This window comes from Bacillus cereus group sp. BceL220 (assembly GCF_051776965.1).
Taxonomy (GTDB): Bacteria; Bacillota; Bacilli; order Bacillales; family Bacillaceae_G; genus Bacillus_A; species Bacillus_A cereus.
In genome coordinates, this window is sequence record NZ_JBPWBC010000004.1 from 367,785 (window position 1) to 385,122 (window position 17,338).

The following is a 17,338-nucleotide window of genomic DNA, read 5'->3' on the forward strand; positions in this document are numbered from 1 at the left end:
AAACTGACATGTTCTGCTTTCTCTTAGGTGCTTGTCCAATTCACATTATAGGGGGAGAATGTAAAGATTAATGGAATAAAAAATTAAGTGTTTTTTAAGAGATTTTGTCTTTTTTACACACTCCACAATTAGCAATTCGCGCCAATCTAGCTTTCTAGCCTTTTACATTACATAAATGTAAATGAATATGATGAATCTCTTAGTTTAATATGTTGTCTTTTTAATCTCTGTTATATAACCGCCACAAAATATGCTATCTTTTCAAGTTCTCTTTCTTTAATAAACGTTACTCCTCTTTTAATTCGCTTTAAAATTATAAATCGGCTTAATAATATGTTTAATATCAATTGTTTCTTTTGTATTCTCAATAATCTCATCCATTGGCTTATATACCATTGGCGCTTCATCTAAAGTACTTTCTGCAACAGATGTAGTCCAAACCTCTGTCATTGTATTTTGAAAATCCTCTAAGTTAAGTACTTCTTTCGCATTCTTACGGCTCATAATACGTCCTGCTCCATGTGGTCCAGAAAAGTTCCAATCTGGATTCCCTTTACCAAATGCAATGATAGAACCGTCTCTCATATTAATTGGAATGATTACTCGTTTATCTTTCTGAGCTGAAATAGCACCTTTTCGTAGAATCATATTTTCCATATCGATGTAGTTATGAATTGTAGTGAATTGATCGGTTACATTCCAATCCATTTTAGTGACGATTTCATCAATCATTGCTTTACGATTTAACTCCGCATATTTTTGAGCAATTTTCATATCATTCATGTAATCTTTAAATCCTTGTCCTTCTAAATAAGCTAATTCTTTGCGAATCACCGGTTTCTTAATTTCACGTAAAGCTTCATGTATTTCTTGTTGTCTGCCTTCTTTCGTTAAACGTTCAATGATTTCCTCTTTAATCGATTTAACGTTAATAAGTTGCTCGTAAGCAAAGTTTTGGTAATACTCTGCTACTTGTTTCCCTAAATTACGCGAACCACTATGAATGACAATGTATACATTTCCTTTATCATCCTCATTCAGTTCGACAAAATGATTGCCCCCGCCAAGTGTACCAATACTTTTTTGAGCACGTTGCAATGTAAACGGGGCTCTTACACTATCAAAATCAATCATTTTTGAAAATCTATGTTCCTTATCTCGAATACGAAAACCACTTGGGACAAATTTACGTATCGTTTCGTCTAAGTGATCGAAGTTGATTTCCTCTTTTTTCTTATTAATCATCACAACTTCCATGCCACAACCAATATCGTACTTACCTTCCAGTTTCCTGAAAGAGTGGACTATACCTTCTCTACAGTCATCGAGATATGCAGTCTCTACTGTAGGCTCACCGTATTAATTATTCCTCTTCAATTCAAAATGGATGAGGAATAATTCTGTACCTTAGTCTGCTAACATGGTACAAGTCTCTGAACCATTCGATTATGTCACCATAACCACTGGCTGCTGATTACCCTCGCCTTTTATCGTTAGGGTTCCCAGTCAATTGAGTGAGTAGTTTAAAGTCTGAGCCGATTAGTTAACCCCGACTAAATTAGGAACAATCTTATCTTGAATTGTCATTGTTGTCCCAATCGTACAACCTGCGCCCGCATGTGTATCTGGCATAATACGAATCTTGCTATCCTTTACAAATTCTTGGTTACAAAGATCAATAATTTGACCTGCTGCCGTTTCTTCTACATTCGTAGTATACACTTTCGCTTCATTGTATTTTCCTCGTAATTTCAACATCTTCTAATTCCCCTTTCCTTTAGTTTCTACAAACATTAATTTATATATATTATATATTTATATTTTCCACCACTACAGCTCATTTCCTTTTTTATAAAAAAAGACACAGAGATTCCTCCCCATGCCTACTAATTTCTTACCTTTTCACCGCATGTACATAATGCACCGTCTCAAAAGCTTCTAAATAATCGTTTCGTCCTTCAAAATATAATTTATTTATGTCTTCTGGCGATAAATGCTCATACATGAGTAAGCCCGCCTTCTCTAACAGTGCTTCCATTTCAGCATAAGAATAACATGATTTCATCGGTTCTCCGCCTACCGCAGCCATTTTCACCATATTTTCAACTCGATTGGACAGTCCCTTTTCTGTAAACAAGTTTTCATCGGGATAATCAAAAACGATAGAACTACCTGCCGGAACCATCTCGAATAAACATTCTAATAAACTAGCAAGTTCCTCTTTCGTTAAATAGTACGTAACACCTAAAAGGCTAAAGAAAGTCTTTTTATGTTCAAATCCTTCATTGCGTAACTGTTCATAGGAAAATCCTTTCGTAAAATCCATTGAAACAAAATGAAGGTTTTTTGGAACTTCAAGTTCTGTTTCTTTTATTCTTTCCTTCTTAAACACCTGCGTAGAAGGATGATCCACTTCAAATATTTCTATTTTATTTTCTAATTCTCGGTGTCTAAAACTGAACGTATCTAAGCCTGCACCGAGTATGACGTATTGTTTCGCTCCTAATGTAATTTCATGTAGTAATACTCTTTCACAATATGCAGCACGTGCTAAAGGTGTTGGTGATAACTGAACTTGCGTAATCCAATTTAATATTTCTTTTGGATTGTCTTGAAACTGCTCTGCAATGTCTTTATTGAAAAAGTGAATCCCTTGAACCATGTTCGTTTCAATATTGTTACGTTCTTTTTGTGAAATGAAATCTTTAGCTACATAATCATCAAAGATTTTAGGATTATCAAATTCACTATGATACGCCCTTCCGAAAGCTGATACTAACGACGTTACACTTACTTCACCTTGTTTCACGCACATACACTCTCCTTCATTTTCACAACAAAAATAGGGTTCCCCTGGCCAGGAGAACCCTATTATACACCTTATTTTTATATTGGTAAATTATATCATAAATAAGTTTTTTTGTCAAGTTTTCAGCCTACTAACGCTCCAATAATTTGTGTAATCTCTAACAGGAAGATTTCGATCTACATCGAATATTCCAGTTTATAACAACACAAATGGAGGTCGTCATGAAAAGATTAGTCATCATTACAGTAGGAAAAACACACAGTGGAAAAACTACATTTGCAAAAGAGCTAGAAAAAGAGTTACCTAATTCTTTTATTATGGACCAAGACAACCAAGCTGAATTTATTAACACACATTATGAAAAATTACAGCCGACAGAAGGATCAAATACACTAAAGCACGGTCTTTCAAAATTCATTGTTGATTATGCGAAAGAACATACAAATTTACACCTTATTATTTGTAACTCCAATCGCAGTAAAAACGGAAGATTCTATTTACTAAACGAATTATTTCCACAGAATGAATATGTACGCATATTAGTTCACTTTGACATCCCAGATGATGTACTTTATGAAAGAGTAGGCCTTAGTAAACGAAGTACAAATATTTTTAGGGGAAACTATTCCAGTTTCAAAGAAGTCCTCCACCGCCAACAAGTTAAATCACTACATGAAGATGTAGTAGATCCTATAGAAAATGAAGCTGATTATTTGTTTGTTATTCGTAACAGTAAGGATGTAAACTCTACTATATTAAAAATTGTCCATCTTGCTAAAGAGTTCTCCCCTACTCCAAAATAAGAGACTATAAAAATTACATAATCATAGATTATTATGCAAATACTTCCTCTAGACGGCGCAGATGGTATATAATGATGGAAGAATCTACTTCTATATGCTCATTTTTACACAAAACAGCTCATGCATATGAAAGAAAAGAGGTACAAAAATATGAAAACAAAACAAACAATCGCTGCGTCTACACTAGCTTTAGCAATGATTGCTGGCGCAAACTCTGCTCATGCAGAAGTAAATGATGCTACTCCTCAGCAAAGTACGGGAGATCGATTAGCTGAAATTAAGCAACATAAACAAGAGTTAGATGCGAAATTACAGCAACACAAAGAAAACGTGGATCAAACATTGAATGAACTTAACAAAGTTAAGGAAAATGTTGATACTAAGGTGAATGAACTACATGAACGTAAACAAGTTGCTGATGAAAAGATTAACGAAGTTAAACAGCATAAACAAGAACTAGATGCAAAACTTCAGCAAGACAAACAAATCGCCGAAGATAAAATCGCTGAAATTAAAGAGCATAAAAAACAAGTAGAAGATAAAGTTGCTGAAGTAAAAGAGCATAAGCAAAATATCGATAACAAAGTGAATGAGATTAAAGAACATAAACAAACTGTCGATGAAAAAGTGAATGAAATGAAGCAACATAAAGAGAACATTGATCAAAAGGTTAATGAACTTAAGGAAGTTAAAAAACAAGTAGATGAAAAATTAGCTGAGTTAAAGAAAGCGAAACAAACTGCTGAAGACAAACTCGCTGAACTAAAAGAAAACAAGCCGAATACTGGTAACACGTTAGAGGAACTTAAGAAAATTAAAGGCAATTTAGACAGTCTTTCCGCTAACTTAGAATTAGCTAAACAAGATGTAAAAAACAAACTAGCTGTTTTACAAGAAGCTAGACAAGATTTAATCAATAAAATTAACGAAATTAAACAATCGAAACAAACTGTTTCAGATGATTTATCAAAGAAAAAACAAGACTTAGATATTAAAATCAACGACTTTAAGCATACTGAGAAAAAAATTGACGACAAATTAGCTGAGTTACATACAACGAAGCAAAATGTTGATAACAAGATTAATGAAGTGTCACAGTCTAAACAAACGCAAGCAGATAATAGTACTAAAAACAATAACGCTAAAGAACTTCCTAACGCTGGTAGCGAGCAATCAAACAATATGGCTCTAGGAATGCTATCTGTATTAGGCGGGATTTTATTAGTAACACGCAATAAAATTAAAACCTTATTCTCAAAATAAAGCCATTATACTTATTAAAAACAATTATACAAAGGCCAACCGTACATGCGGTTGGCCTTTTTCTTTATATTAACTGTCCATCTCTCAGCGTCAATATACGATCACATACATCAAGCATTCTTTCATCATGTGTAATCATAATCGCTGCTTTTTGGCTCTCTTTCACTTCACGTTTCATCATTTCTACGACTTCACGTGCACGTTTTGAGTCTAGGCTCGCCGTTGGCTCATCCGCTAATATTAAATCCGGATTGTTCATGAACGCACGAGCGATTGCTACCCTTTGTTTTTCCCCGCCAGATAGTTGATTTGGATAATGATTTTTTCTTTCTCCTAATCCAAATGCTGCTAGTAAATGATCCGCACGCTTTTCTGATTCTTGTTTGTTTTCTTTTTTAAGCTTTGCAATGTAAAGCAATTGTTCTTTTACATTTAAATATGGAACAAGATTTGCGAACTGGAAAATGAAGCCGATTTTTTTCAAACGAATGTCTGTCATTTCCTTTTCTGATAGCTTCGTAATATTTTGCTCACGAATGTAAATATCCCCTTTTGACGGTGATAATAGTGCACCCGCGATTGATAATAATGTACTTTTCCCTGATCCAGAAGGACCGACGATGCCGATAAACTCTCCAGCTTTCACATCAAGCGACATCGGATGAAGGGCTGTTACTTCCGTATTCCCTTCTCCGTACACTTTACTTACTTTGTCTAATTTCAATAATGAAGTCATTACATCCCGCCTCCAATTGCTTCTAATGCATCAACTTTTAATACTTGGTATAACGAAATAAGTGTTCCTAAAATACTAATTACGATAAAGATTGCTGCGTATTGTGCAATCATCGGTGTTGTTAATAAGAACGGCATACCCGCTGGTAAAATTTGTTCTAACCCTTGTACAAGAACGATACTAATTACCATCGCAACGACTGATAAGAATAACGCCTGTACGACTAAACTATTTGCTAAATACGAGTTCTTCGTACCAATTGCTTTTAATACGCCTAATTGCTGTGTTTTTTGCAGTGTAATAACGTAGAAGAATACACCGATTAATAACGCAGCGATAACAAGTAAGAACGCAATGATCATCGTTAATGTTCCTTGCTCTTCTTTAAATCCTGGAATACTTTGCAGTACTTCTTTTTTATCGATAACGTGAGCATTTTTAATTTCTTTATCTGTGTTAAGTGCAATTGCACTATAATCTTTTTGGTTTGGTTGTGAAATAGATCCCCATACGTCTTCATTTACATAAACGACTGGTGTATGGCTAAACATTTGATCTTTCGTAAATCCGACGATTGTAAATTCTTTCTTTGAAACAGGATCGATAATTGTATCTCCAATATCGATTCCCTTCTCTTTAATCGATTCATCAGCAACCATCTCGTTGTTTGCTGTACCTAATTTCTCACCTTTTACAATGTTCGGTTCTAAAAATGAATCTCGTTCGCTTGAGAAAATAGCGATATCAACCTTTTTCGAACTATCTTTCTTTTCATATGTTGAAACTTTCACACGAAACGGAACTGCCTCTTTCTCGCCTACTTGACTTACTACGTTATCTACATCGTCTTTCTTAATTTGTGAACGAAGTAATTTATTTTCCGCATCATCTGCTAAAACGAACTTATTTGCCTCCATATTTTGAATCGATGAAGCATTATCATATGATAATCCATTTGCTAATCCTGAAATAACAAGGACTAAAAATGATAATAACACCATAATCAATCCGATTAATCCGTATCTTAATTTTGATTGTTTTAATTCACGCAGAGCTAAAAACATTTCGCTCGCTCCTTCCTCTTTCTTTCTATGCACTAATCATAAAAAAGAAATATGAACGGAATATGAACAGAAGGTTACAGAGTAAAAAAATAAATTTTCTGAAAGTATTGAAAATAAATAAAATCCTTGATACAATTCAGTCAAATAATATTGACCGAGTAATTTAATTCAAGGAGTTGATCATGTTGAAGCCCGTATTAACACTAACTACTTATAGCCAACTAAAAGCCTTAAGCGATCCACTACGTGCCGAAATGATGATACGTCTATGTGAACGTCCTTATACTGGACAATTACTATCTGAGAAATTCGGCATTTCAAGGGCGAAAATTCATTATCATTTAAAAGAATTAGAAAAGAATGGGCTTATAGAGATCGTTTATACAGAAGAAAAGAATGGGATTATTCAAAAGTTTTATCAATCTGTCGCTAAAGGCTTCACCCCTGCCGCAGATCTATTACCTCATTTAGAAATATTAAGCGAATCAGGTCGCCAAATCTTTTTACAAATGATAGAAAGAACGAAAAGCCAAATTCTCTCTGCACCAGAAGAAGCTTTTACATTACAAAATGCAAGTGAAGATCCAGCTAAGTGGAATTACGTTTCATCCTGCTGGGAATTTGATGCTACGCCAGAACAATTTCAAGTGTGGGTAAAAAAGTTTTATGAATTAATGGCTGAATTAAACGAAATCACAAAAGGTGCAGATAAAGATCCGAATAGTAAACCTTATTATATTTCTACTACTGCACTTCAAATCGCTGAGAGAACAATGCAGCAATTTGTTAAAGAAGAAAAAGAAAAATCGTAATACGATTTTTTTTACCGAGACGGTCAATTTTATTTTACCGAATAAAATTATTATAAAGGAGTAGATAAAGTGGACATATTAAAAAACCGGAATTTCCTCTTATTATTTTTAGGGAGAATTTTTACAAACATAGGAGATAGCTTGTATTATGTAGCCGCGATGTGGCTCGTATATAAGCTAAGTGGTAATCCTTTTTATTCTGGATTGGCTGGTTCCCTTACGTTATTACCTTCTGCATTACAATTTCTTACTGGTCCATTCGTTGATAGATGGTCGATAAAAAACACCCTCGTCATCACACAAGTTTTGCAATGCATTCTTATTTTAATCATTCCTATTACACACTACTTCGACCTATTAACAGTCCAACTACTACTCATCATCATGCCAATCGTAGCTTTTATCGAACAATTCGCCTATCCCGCACAATCAAAAGCTTCACCACTTCTACTGCATAAAACACAATTATTAAAAGGAAATTCACTCTTCTCATTTGCATATCAAGGCATTGATTTAATTTGTACGACTCTTTCTGGAATATTAGTAGCACTATTTGGCGCAATCACTTTATATGTGATCGACTCTTTTACATTCGCGATTACTGCCCTTTTGTTCTTTTCATTAAAAATGCCAAAACAAACTGAAGCAGACACAACACTTTCAACTAAGCAATATTTCTCTGATTTAAAAGAAGGCTTTTCAATCGTCTTTCGTTCATTGATGGGTGTCTTCTTAATCGGTTCCGTTGTCGCTAATTTTTCAATCGGTATGACGATGGCAATACTCCCTTCTTTCGCTGATTCTTTAGGCGGTGTGAAATTATATGGTTTCTTTTTAGCCGCTATATCCGCCGGTTGTTTAATTGGAGCACTATTCAGTTCATGGGTTGGTAAACATAATGTTGGCCGTGTCTCCATTATTAGCTTTGCGACTGGCGCTTTCTTTTGGTTTCTCTCTACGGTTGTACCGTTTCAATGGTTATCCATTTTTTTATTCGGCTTAGCTTGGATACCAATTGGTGCGACCAACATATTATTTGCAACTATTGGTCAAATTGTAATTCCAAACCAATATCTTGGGCGCATCAATTCAGTCACACGGAGCATGGGCACAATTGCTATGCCGCTCGGCTCTTTAATTGGCGGATACACTGCGAATGTATATAGTAGCCAACTTATTTTCGCGCTTGCTAGCATTGGGATTTTATTCATTTCCCTCGTATGGCTACTTCATCCGAAATTACGGGCTTTTCCAAAAGCTGATGAAATTACAGCGGATACTTTTGAGCTTCGGTTTAAGGAAGAACGCGGGAAAGGTGCGGCTTTATAGCAGAAACAAGCATAACCCCGTTCTAAATTTAGAACGGGGTTATGCTTGGATGTTAAGTTTTATTCAATAATAACGCCTTTAATAGAACGATCTAAAACGTTCAATCAACGTTTTGCTGGCCATGCCCCCTGCATTTTCCTTAATTGAATAATTTGGCCCGTATGATAGGCATCATGAAGCATGATATCCAGTAATTTCCCCTCAAGTGAATTTTGTTCAAGCTCTTTTTCAGAAATTGCACTCAATACCTGTCTTAAATTACGTTGAGCATTTTCAGAACGTTCAACGACTTTCTTCCATTCTTTCTCATCATTAGATTGATTGGTAAGATAGAAGGTTTCACCACCATCGAGATTATTTGTCCATTCACGGCCTTCCAAGTTTGCAGCAAGTCTTTCTTTGTAATAAGTGAGATGATTAACATTCTCCCAAATGGTATTCGTTGTCTCTCCAGCTGGTTTCCACATAGCCTGTTCAGCTGTAAGTCCTTCTATAGCATGTTTAAACGGTGCATACCAACTCTCTTTGTCGAATGTTGAATCTAGTACGTTTAATAACAAGTCAATTCGTTTCAAAGTAATTTCCTCCCTACACAGTTCAAGTTTTAATACACTCCCTCTAACTCTGTAGAGATTCTACATTTTTAAATAAACTTCCTCCTAAGCCCACTCCATAAACTCATCCGATTATGCAATTAAAATGACTCATATTTTTTCATTTTACACGTATACTAGCGACAAAAAAAGAAGAGGCTGTTCCCAAACAGCCTCTTCTATCTATTTAGGAAGCTCCACCCGAACAGTCGTCCCTTCCCCTTTCGTGCTATATACCGAAACGGTCCCTTTATGCAGTTCAACAATCTTCTGCACGATTGATAATCCTAAACCGCTACCTTCTACGTTTCTTGCCCTTGCTGTATCCACCTTGTAAAAACGATCAAAAATACGATCCATTTCTTCTTGCTCCATACCGATTCCGTTGTCTGATATAGAAATTATAACGTTAGACTCTAACTCTTCCACGAAAAACTCAATCGTTCCACCATCGTTCGAAAACTTAATGCTATTCGTGAAAATGTTACTCCATACTTGATGAAGTAAGTTTTCATCACCTTTTATAGTGATATCTGGCACATCAAATTCAACGGCGATATCTTTTTCCCGCCATTTCCATTCAAGCATAAAAATGACGTCTTTTATTTGTTTTTGTAAGGAAAAGTCTTTTATTTGTAAAACCTTTTCCTCCTTATCTAACGAAGCGAGCGTAAGTAACTGTTTACATAAACTAGACATTCGCTTACTTTCGCCTTCAATAATTTGTAAGTAATGATTTCTTTCTTCCTCACTCATCTTTTCTGTTTGCAACGTCTTTGAAAAACCTTGTATGGAAGAAAGCGGCGACTGAAATTCATGTGAAACGTTCGAAACGAATTCTTGTCTCATTTCATCTAGTTCTTTTATACTTTTCGTCATCTTTTGGAAGCTTGTAGATAACGTTCCTATTTCATCTTTTCGTTTTACATCTAATTCAATTTCATATTCCCCGCTCGCAATTTTTTGCGTAGCCTTCGTAAATTTACGGATTGGGCGAACGATATAACCTGCTGCAATCGCTATAAAGATAATACTTAATAGTACGATAAACCCAAGTAATACCGCTAAGAAAATTCGCATTTCGCCAAATTGGTTCTGAATGTCGGGGCGAATAAATAACGCGTACTGTTTATCACCGTGCTTTACCGGTACACCAACACTATTTATTAATTCATTATCGAAAAATCCTGTAATAAAAAGACGCGTTGGATACGTAGAAACACCATTAAACGTTTCTCCTTGCAATACTTTATGAACAGTAGCATCGCTAATAGACGTCTTACGAAACGCATTGCCGATACGCTTTCCATTCTTTTGATCATCGACAATATAAATTTCATACCCTAACTTTGCGATAGAATGTAAGTACGCCTCTTGATTTTCTTCACTTTGCTTTTCATATAACGATTTAACTTCTTCAGCATACTTTAAAATCTTTTCACTGTTATACGGTTTTAACTTCACTTGATAATATACGTTCGTTAATAAAAAGCCGATAATACTACTAAGTAGCATAATGCCGACCGTCATAAATACAAATCTAGAATATAGTGATTTCATCTTATTTCAACTCCAACTTATACCCGAGGCCGCGCACTGTCGTAATTTGAAAATCATCCGTTCGTTTTGAGAAACGATCTCGTAGTCGCTTCACATGAACATCAACTGTTCGTTCATCTCCTTCAAAATCCATTCCCCATACTAATTCAATTAATTCTTCTCTTGAAAATGTTCTTCCAGGATAACTAGCAAGTTGTGATAATAGCTCAAATTCCTTTAAAGGAAGCAAAATTGTTTGGCCGTTACACTTTACTTCCACACCTTTTCGATCAATTGTCGTTCCGTGCAACGTAATAATATCTGCACTCAGCATTTGATAACGACGTAATAAAGCTTTCATACGGAAAATCACTTCAGCTGGTTCAAATGGTTTCACAATATAATCGTCTGTACCAGAAATGAAGCCTTTTTCTTTATCCACTAACTGGTCTTTCGCAGTTAATAAAATAACAGGAATATCATGATACTTCCGTATTTCCTCACATAACGTATAGCCATCAACAAATGGCATCATAATGTCTACAATCGCAAGATGAATATTTTCCTTCTCTAATACGTCTTGCGCTACCTTTCCATCTTCTGCTTCAAAAACTTTAACCCCCTCTTTTTGTAAATGGTAATGCAATAACTCTCTAATATGTTTATCGTCATCAGCTAATAAAATATGTATCATCTTCATTAAACCCTCTCTCGTTCATCCTTCTACATCACTACATTAAGAAACAATTAGATTTTTTGCAAGAAAAAGAAAAAGAATCTATTTTGAAAAAAGATTATTCAAAATAGATTCTCACGTTTTAGTATTAAGATTATTTTAATCAAAAACAATTTTTAAGCCTTCGAAATATCAACAAATCCTTCTCCGAACACATCACGAACATCGTGGATAGCGATGAACGCCGCCGGATCCGTAGTTTGAACAATCCGCTTTAGCTTCACTACTTCTTGCTTATTAATAACAACATAAAGAATTTCCTTCGGCGTTTTCGTGTAATAGCCATGACCTGAATACACAGTAACCCCTCTGCCCATTAAAGTCGTCACCTTCCCAGCAATTTCATCTGGTTTATCAGAAATAATCGTAATGGCCTTTTTCGGATTTAAACCTTCAATTACAAATTCCATTACTTTCGTTCCTACATATAACATAATAATTGTCAGCATCAGTTTTTCTGCACCAATGATGAAATAAGATGAAAACGCAACGATTAAATCGAAGAACAATAGACCATAGCTAATACTCCAGCCTAAATACTTATGCGTCATTCTTGCTAAAATCGTGGTACCTGCAGTTGTTCCGCCAACACGAATGATTAGACCAATACCACACCCGATAAATATTCCACCGAAAATGGCATTTACGAGCATTTCATCAGAAGCAATCGTCCAGCCTTCTGTTAAATGAAGAAATAGCGAGTTAGTCACTACAGCGATAATCGTATAAATCGTTGTAATCTTATTTAAAAATTTATAACCGACTATTAACAAAATCGCATTTAAAATTAAGTTAACTAAACCTGGTGACCACTCAAATAAATAGTACGTAATAATCGTGATACCTGTTACCCCGCCCTCACCAAACTCGTTCGGAATAACAAATAAATTGACACCTAACGCAAAAAGAAATGCACCGATAATAATAAAAATAATGTCTGTCGTTCTTTTTTTCATACAGTACCTCACTTCTTATGTAAATATTTATTCTGCCATAAACTCTCACTATTATATCGTGGAATATTCAAATCGAACAGTGGTTTGTTTTTATTTTAATATAAGATAAAAAATCAACATTATTTATTATGTACTGCAAATAAAGTTTTGATTTCACCCGTAATTTACTCTTAAAAAGAAATGCTGAACATTGACTTGCACAAATTTCAAATAAAAAAGTACCCATCTAATTGTCATACGCAATGATAATTAGATGGGTACTGCATGATACATTTAGTTTTCACATGTATTGTTTGGAGAAAATTGCAAATAACGACCTATACTCGCCTTATTAAGACCAAATCCATACATCATCATTATTTTCAGCGTTCGTCTTTGCTTCATGAACTTTTTCAATATGATCAACTGTGTTCCAGTTAATAGAAATACCGCCCCAGCCTACATACTTCATATCAATTTTTACTTTCTCACCCACATTAAATACTTGTCCCTTTGTTAAGAAAACATCAATAATATCTTTCTTCCCGTTTAGCGATGGATACTCAACTACAACATATTTAGTAGCACCGTCTCCCTCATCTTCCATCGTTCCTACTTTTGATACTTCTCCAATTACATAATTAGGTGAGCCATCTTCTTTCATGTGCATACCTAACTTGTTTGTTGTATTTTCAACTGCAGTTGCAACCATATATTCTGTAAAATTACGCATCATAGATCCAGTAGCTTTTACTTCATCTCCTACTTTCACGTTTGAAAGTGAATCAATATACACACTAACAGGTTCCTCATATTGCTTAGATTTTACAACAATCACACCATTATCTACTTCTACTACTCGTCCTTCTAACGTCGAGAAATTCGATTCAATAGAAGCTGCACTCGCTTTTGTTAGTTCTAATCCTGGTACATTTGTTCCTGATAATGCTGCGATCCCTAAAGCACCTGCTAAAATTATTTTTTTCATACCCATATGTAACATCTCCATTCATGATGATTTTATTTTTTTGATTGGTATCGACCAACCTGTAATCATTATAGTTACAGTTTATAAAAATAACAACCGTTTTCCTCATGCAATGATGCATACTGTGATTTTCAAATATAAATTTTAGCAAAAAATATTTGTAGATTATTCCTATATTCAGCACTAATACTAAATTCTCAAATTACAGCAGGTGAACTTATTGAAGGCGGAGAAACTAATGTCATGTACAATGTTCTTCAACTCTACGGTTTGTATAGCCGTAGTTCATTAAATTATATAGGAGCGGGATTCATATGTTAATAAAGCCAAAGAGATTACAGCCAGGAGATATCGTAGCAACAGTAAGTCCTTCATGGGGCGGTGCAGGTGATTCTGAAATAAGATGGCGATATGAACAAGGAGTAAAAAGATTAGAAGAAGTTTTTAGTCTTACTGTTATCCCAATGCCAAATAGCTTAAAAGGTAGCGAATACCTTTATAACAATCCAGAGGATCGTGCGGAAGATATAATGACAGCATTTAAAGATACACGCGTGAAAGCAATTATCGCGAATATTGGCGGTGAAGATAGCATCCGGTTACTTCCCTATATAGATTTTAATGTGATACGCGAAAACCCGAAAATTTTTATGGGGTACTCTGACGTTACTATTTCACATTTATTTTGCCATAAAGCAGGGCTTTCCTCTTTATACGGTCCAGCAATTTTGACCGACTTTGCCGAAAATGTAGAGATGGATCCATATACAATTGAAATGGTAAATCGTACTCTCTTTTCAAATGAAACGATTGGAGAGATTCAACCAGCTCATGAATGGACAAGTGAGCATTTAGAATGGATTGAAATAAATAAGGATACAAGACGTACGATGCAGCAAAACAATGGATATGAGCTACTTCAAGGCTCTACCACTGTACAGGGGCGCTTAATTGGTGGTTGTATTGAAGTATTGGAATTTGCAAAAGGAACGGAACTTTGGCCTGAGAAAAAACATTGGGAGAATAGTATTCTCTTCTTTGAAACTTCTGAAGATCATCCAGAACCAAGTTATATAAAATATTGGTTACGAAATTATGCAGCACAAGGTATTCTGCAAAAAGCAAAAGGAATCATTTTTGGTAAACCGAAAGATGAACAATACTATGAAGAATATAAACAGGAAATATTACAGGTTATGAAGGAACATAACTTAGAAGATTTGCCGATTCTTTATAATTTAAATTTTGGCCATACTGAACCGAAGTTTATTTTACCTTACGGTGCAATGGCAGAAATTAATTGTGAAAATGGATCTTTCTCTATTTTGGAAAGTGGCGTGGAATGAATAAAAACACTCCTATGAGATATGTCTGTGAATTGGTACTTTTTAAAAGTATATAATTGGAGGGAGATTACGTGTATGGAAGTAACATTTACAGTAAGTAAGTGGGATGAAAAACCAATCGATGATAATAAAAAAGATTTCCCTATTAATATTGCTCATGTCGAATATGATATTGATGGGGAATTAAAAGGAAAGGCTTTTGTTGAATACTTATTATATTATTTAGACTCAAATATAAATGATGGTCACTTAGCTACTGCTAAAATTTCTGGATTTTTACACTTTGAAGGGATTTATAAGGGGCAACAAGGGACATTTACAGCTCTAGAGCAAGGAATATTTGATAAAGGAAATTTAGATTCCCCAGGAACAATTATTAAAGCTACCGGTAACTTAGAAAACCTGAGAGGATCCTATAATTATCAGTTTACAGGTCAAACTAGTAAACTAATTTTAGAGTTTGAATTTCAGCAAAATACCTTATAATTTAGTGGAAAGGACATTTCTTGTAATACTAGGAATGTCCTTTTTGTTGACGAGTTTATTCAAGTTAAAAATGAACAGAGTATATTATCAGTATTCAGCAATGCATAAAATTTTCTTCATGGGGGAATTAAAAATCTACGCCCTAGAGACATCATGCCCCCACCTATTCATTTCTTTTCTTACTAATTAAAGAATAATCCCCGAAAAACTCCCCTTCATAACTTCCTTTTCAAGTTGATTCCTACATATAAACGTCGCAATAATTTTTGTACGATTTTTTTCATCAGGCTCAAATTGTTCAATAGTTACGTCACAACGAATCGTATCGCCGCTAAAAACAGGACGTAAAAATTCAAAATCCATTTTGCGAGCTAGTACGTTATAATCACCGCCAATTTTTGTAGGCAATGTTGATGTTAACAGCCCTTGTACAACAAATCTTCCCTGCTCATCTGGTGTAACATGATGAACACCTTCATCTTTCGATACTTCTGTAAATAACGCAACATCCTCTTTCGTAAAAGTTCGTTCAAAGGTGATTTTTGCGCCTACTTGCAATTTCATTAATCCCCCTCCTCAAAAACACTTGTAAAATATGAAAAACCGAAACTAAAAATCATTTCGGTTTTTCTAACTAAAGAAGTCTATTTACTTTAAAGAATGAACAAACAACCCACTACGCAGTTTCGGTTCAAACCACGTTGATTTTGGCGGCATAACTTCTCCAGCGTCTGCGATTGCTAATAAAGCTTCCATTGATGTCGGATATAGTGAAAACGCCACTTTATATTCACCGCTATTTACAAGACGTTCTAGTTCTTCTAATCCACGGATTCCTCCGACAAAGTCGATGCGTGAATCAGATCGCGGATCATGTATTTCAAGCACTTGGCTTAATAAGTGATCTTGCAGGATAGATACATCTAAACCTCTAACAAGATCATTCGCATCAAACGTTTCCTCTTTCACAGTAAGCTTATACCACTTCTTATTTACATACATACCAAATGATTTGGGCTCATTTGGTTTATACGGAGAAACAGTTGCTTCTTCTACATAAAAGTACTGCGTAATTTGATTTGAAAACTGTTCCTCTGATAAGCCATTTAAATCTTTCACAACTCGGTTATAATCCCAAATCGATAATTCATCATGAGGGAATAGAACCGATAAGAAGAAATTAAATTCCTCTTCTCCTGTGTAATTTGGATATTGTTCTCTTCGCATAAGTCCTACTTTTGCAGCTGATGCAGAACGGTGATGCCCGTCTGCAATATAAAGATTAGGAATATCTTCAAATGCGTTTACTAAAGTCGTAATTACATCTTCATCTACAATCTTCCACACAACATGCTTAACACCGTCTTCTGCTGTAAATGTATAAATTGGCGCATGTTCTTCTTTCCAGCTCCTAATTAAATGCTTTACTTCATCTTTTGTACGGTACGTTAAAAAAATCGGACCTGTATTTGCGTCACACACATCTACGTGGCGAATACGATCTAGCTCTTTTTCATGACGTGTTCTTTCATGTTTTTTAATTGTATCATCTTCATACTCATCAATAGATGTACAAACGACAAGGCCTGACTGCGTTCTTCCTTGCATCGTCAGTTCATAAATATATAGCGCTGGCTCTTCATCTTGTATGAACACTTCTTCTCGTATAAATTGCTTTAAATTGTCGCCCGCTTTTTCATACACGCGATCATCATACGGTGACAGTTCAGGATCTAAATCAATTTCTGCTTTATCAACATGCAAGAAAGAATATGGATTCCCTTTTACAACTTCCCTTGCCTCTTCACTATTTAATACGTCATACGGTAAAGCTGCCACTTGTGCCGCTTTTTCCTCTACTGGACGAATGGCCCGAAACGGTCGTATTTTTGCCACATT

At 35.1% G+C, this 17,338-nt stretch carries 18 protein-coding genes; 6 read left to right on the plus strand and 12 right to left on the minus strand.

Annotated elements, in window-relative coordinates:
- Window positions 1-297 precede the first annotated feature (297 nt).
- The 3 genes from ACS2FK_RS13930 to ACS2FK_RS13940 form a co-directional block, all read right to left on the minus strand.
- Complete coding sequence (locus ACS2FK_RS13930; protein WP_063547932.1) at window positions 298-1,257, minus strand: RtcB family protein; 960 nt, start codon at window positions 1,255-1,257, stop codon at window positions 298-300.
- A gap of 282 nt (window positions 1,258-1,539) precedes the next feature.
- Entirely contained in the window at window positions 1,540-1,758 is a 219-nt protein-coding gene (locus ACS2FK_RS13935; protein ID WP_000916247.1) for an RtcB family protein, read from the minus strand.
- 136 nt (window positions 1,759-1,894) lie between these two features.
- Window positions 1,895-2,815: a class I SAM-dependent methyltransferase gene (locus tag ACS2FK_RS13940; protein ID WP_080469842.1), complete on the minus strand. Its 921-nt coding sequence runs from the start codon at window positions 2,813-2,815 to the stop codon at window positions 1,895-1,897.
- Between the two features lie 215 nt (window positions 2,816-3,030).
- On the opposite strand from ACS2FK_RS13940, the gene ACS2FK_RS13945 reads away from it, so the two are divergent.
- Window positions 3,031-3,612 (plus strand): AAA family ATPase, encoded by a 582-nt coding sequence (locus ACS2FK_RS13945; protein WP_063547936.1) that lies wholly within the window; start codon window positions 3,031-3,033, stop codon window positions 3,610-3,612.
- 150 nt (window positions 3,613-3,762) lie between these two features.
- Window positions 3,763-4,875: an LPXTG cell wall anchor domain-containing protein gene (locus tag ACS2FK_RS13950; RefSeq protein ID WP_063547938.1), complete on the plus strand. Its 1,113-nt coding sequence runs from the start codon at window positions 3,763-3,765 to the stop codon at window positions 4,873-4,875.
- Between the two features lie 64 nt (window positions 4,876-4,939).
- Here the strand turns inward: ACS2FK_RS13950 and ACS2FK_RS13955 are convergent, their stop codons facing one another.
- Both ACS2FK_RS13955 and ACS2FK_RS13960 read right to left on the minus strand, forming a co-directional pair.
- A complete protein-coding gene (locus ACS2FK_RS13955) occupies window positions 4,940-5,611 on the minus strand; it encodes an ABC transporter ATP-binding protein (protein ID WP_016512575.1) in 672 nt (223 codons plus the stop codon).
- The gene (locus ACS2FK_RS13960; RefSeq protein WP_000477773.1) at window positions 5,611-6,675 is read right to left on the minus strand and encodes an ABC transporter permease; all 1,065 of its coding nucleotides are present in this window, start codon (window positions 6,673-6,675) and stop codon (window positions 5,611-5,613) included. Before ACS2FK_RS13960 ends, ACS2FK_RS13955 begins: the two co-directional genes overlap by 1 nt.
- 185 nt (window positions 6,676-6,860) lie before the next feature.
- On the opposite strand from ACS2FK_RS13960, the gene ACS2FK_RS13965 reads away from it, so the two are divergent.
- A complete protein-coding gene (locus ACS2FK_RS13965; protein WP_063549336.1) occupies window positions 6,861-7,487 on the plus strand; it encodes an ArsR/SmtB family transcription factor in 627 nt (208 codons plus the stop codon).
- 69 nt (window positions 7,488-7,556) lie between these two features.
- Window positions 7,557-8,816 (plus strand): MFS transporter, encoded by a 1,260-nt coding sequence (locus tag ACS2FK_RS13970; protein ID WP_063547940.1) that lies wholly within the window; start codon window positions 7,557-7,559, stop codon window positions 8,814-8,816.
- 104 nt (window positions 8,817-8,920) lie between these two features.
- Here the strand turns inward: ACS2FK_RS13970 and ACS2FK_RS13975 are convergent, their stop codons facing one another.
- The 5 genes from ACS2FK_RS13975 to ACS2FK_RS13995 form a co-directional block, all read right to left on the minus strand.
- Window positions 8,921-9,391 carry a DinB family protein gene (locus ACS2FK_RS13975; protein WP_023522475.1) on the minus strand — a complete coding sequence of 157 codons (471 nt, stop codon included), beginning with the start codon at window positions 9,389-9,391 and terminating at the stop codon, window positions 8,921-8,923.
- 201 nt (window positions 9,392-9,592) lie between these two features.
- On the minus strand, window positions 9,593-10,969 hold the full coding sequence (locus ACS2FK_RS13980) for a sensor histidine kinase (RefSeq protein WP_063547942.1): 1,377 nt from the start codon (window positions 10,967-10,969) through the stop codon (window positions 9,593-9,595).
- A gap of 1 nt (window position 10,970) precedes the next feature.
- Window positions 10,971-11,648 carry a response regulator transcription factor gene (locus ACS2FK_RS13985; protein WP_078993931.1) on the minus strand — a complete coding sequence of 226 codons (678 nt, stop codon included), beginning with the start codon at window positions 11,646-11,648 and terminating at the stop codon, window positions 10,971-10,973.
- Between the two features lie 152 nt (window positions 11,649-11,800).
- Window positions 11,801-12,640 (minus strand): YitT family protein, encoded by an 840-nt coding sequence (locus ACS2FK_RS13990; RefSeq protein WP_000747497.1) that lies wholly within the window; start codon window positions 12,638-12,640, stop codon window positions 11,801-11,803.
- Window positions 12,641-12,971: 331 nt separating this feature from the next.
- The gene (locus tag ACS2FK_RS13995) at window positions 12,972-13,613 is read right to left on the minus strand and encodes a F0F1 ATP synthase subunit alpha (protein ID WP_000525484.1); all 642 of its coding nucleotides are present in this window, start codon (window positions 13,611-13,613) and stop codon (window positions 12,972-12,974) included.
- 308 nt (window positions 13,614-13,921) lie between these two features.
- Here ACS2FK_RS13995 and ACS2FK_RS14000 point away from each other — a divergent pair, with 308 nt between their 5' ends.
- The gene (locus tag ACS2FK_RS14000; protein ID WP_023522478.1) at window positions 13,922-14,953 is read left to right on the plus strand and encodes a S66 family peptidase; all 1,032 of its coding nucleotides are present in this window, start codon (window positions 13,922-13,924) and stop codon (window positions 14,951-14,953) included.
- A gap of 75 nt (window positions 14,954-15,028) precedes the next feature.
- Entirely contained in the window at window positions 15,029-15,439 is a 411-nt protein-coding gene (locus ACS2FK_RS14005) for a DUF3224 domain-containing protein (RefSeq protein ID WP_000454093.1), read from the plus strand.
- A gap of 186 nt (window positions 15,440-15,625) precedes the next feature.
- On the opposite strand, the gene ACS2FK_RS14010 is transcribed toward ACS2FK_RS14005, so the two are convergent.
- Complete coding sequence (locus ACS2FK_RS14010) at window positions 15,626-16,003, minus strand: MaoC family dehydratase (RefSeq protein ID WP_001968760.1); 378 nt, start codon at window positions 16,001-16,003, stop codon at window positions 15,626-15,628.
- Window positions 16,004-16,087: 84 nt separating this feature from the next.
- Complete coding sequence (locus tag ACS2FK_RS14015; protein WP_023522480.1) at window positions 16,088-17,335, minus strand: DUF1015 domain-containing protein; 1,248 nt, start codon at window positions 17,333-17,335, stop codon at window positions 16,088-16,090.
- Window positions 17,336-17,338: the final 3 nt, after the last annotated feature.

Excerpts from the sequence above, each read along its gene's own strand:
- ACS2FK_RS13955 (WP_016512575.1), bottom strand. The coding sequence starts at position 5,611 with ATGACTTCATTATTGAAATTAGACAAAGTAAGTAAAGTGTACGGAGAA.
- ACS2FK_RS14000 (WP_023522478.1), top strand. The coding sequence starts at position 13,922 with ATGTTAATAAAGCCAAAGAGATTACAGCCAGGAGATATCGTAGCAACA.
- ACS2FK_RS13940 (WP_080469842.1), bottom strand. The coding sequence starts at position 2,815 with ATGTGCGTGAAACAAGGTGAAGTAAGTGTAACGTCGTTAGTATCAGCT.
- ACS2FK_RS13960 (WP_000477773.1), bottom strand. The coding sequence starts at position 6,675 with ATGTTTTTAGCTCTGCGTGAATTAAAACAATCAAAATTAAGATACGGA.
- ACS2FK_RS14010 (WP_001968760.1), bottom strand. The coding sequence starts at position 16,003 with ATGAAATTGCAAGTAGGCGCAAAAATCACCTTTGAACGAACTTTTACG.
- ACS2FK_RS13950 (WP_063547938.1), top strand. The coding sequence starts at position 3,763 with ATGAAAACAAAACAAACAATCGCTGCGTCTACACTAGCTTTAGCAATG.
- ACS2FK_RS13945 (WP_063547936.1), top strand. The coding sequence starts at position 3,031 with ATGAAAAGATTAGTCATCATTACAGTAGGAAAAACACACAGTGGAAAA.
- ACS2FK_RS14005 (WP_000454093.1), top strand. The coding sequence starts at position 15,029 with ATGGAAGTAACATTTACAGTAAGTAAGTGGGATGAAAAACCAATCGAT.
- ACS2FK_RS13995 (WP_000525484.1), bottom strand. The coding sequence starts at position 13,613 with ATGGGTATGAAAAAAATAATTTTAGCAGGTGCTTTAGGGATCGCAGCA.
- ACS2FK_RS13930 (WP_063547932.1), bottom strand. The coding sequence starts at position 1,257 with ATGGAAGTTGTGATGATTAATAAGAAAAAAGAGGAAATCAACTTCGAT.
- ACS2FK_RS13985 (WP_078993931.1), bottom strand. The coding sequence starts at position 11,648 with ATGAAGATGATACATATTTTATTAGCTGATGACGATAAACATATTAGA.
- ACS2FK_RS13990 (WP_000747497.1), bottom strand. The coding sequence starts at position 12,640 with ATGAAAAAAAGAACGACAGACATTATTTTTATTATTATCGGTGCATTT.
- ACS2FK_RS13935 (WP_000916247.1), bottom strand. The coding sequence starts at position 1,758 with ATGTTGAAATTACGAGGAAAATACAATGAAGCGAAAGTGTATACTACG.
- ACS2FK_RS13980 (WP_063547942.1), bottom strand. The coding sequence starts at position 10,969 with ATGAAATCACTATATTCTAGATTTGTATTTATGACGGTCGGCATTATG.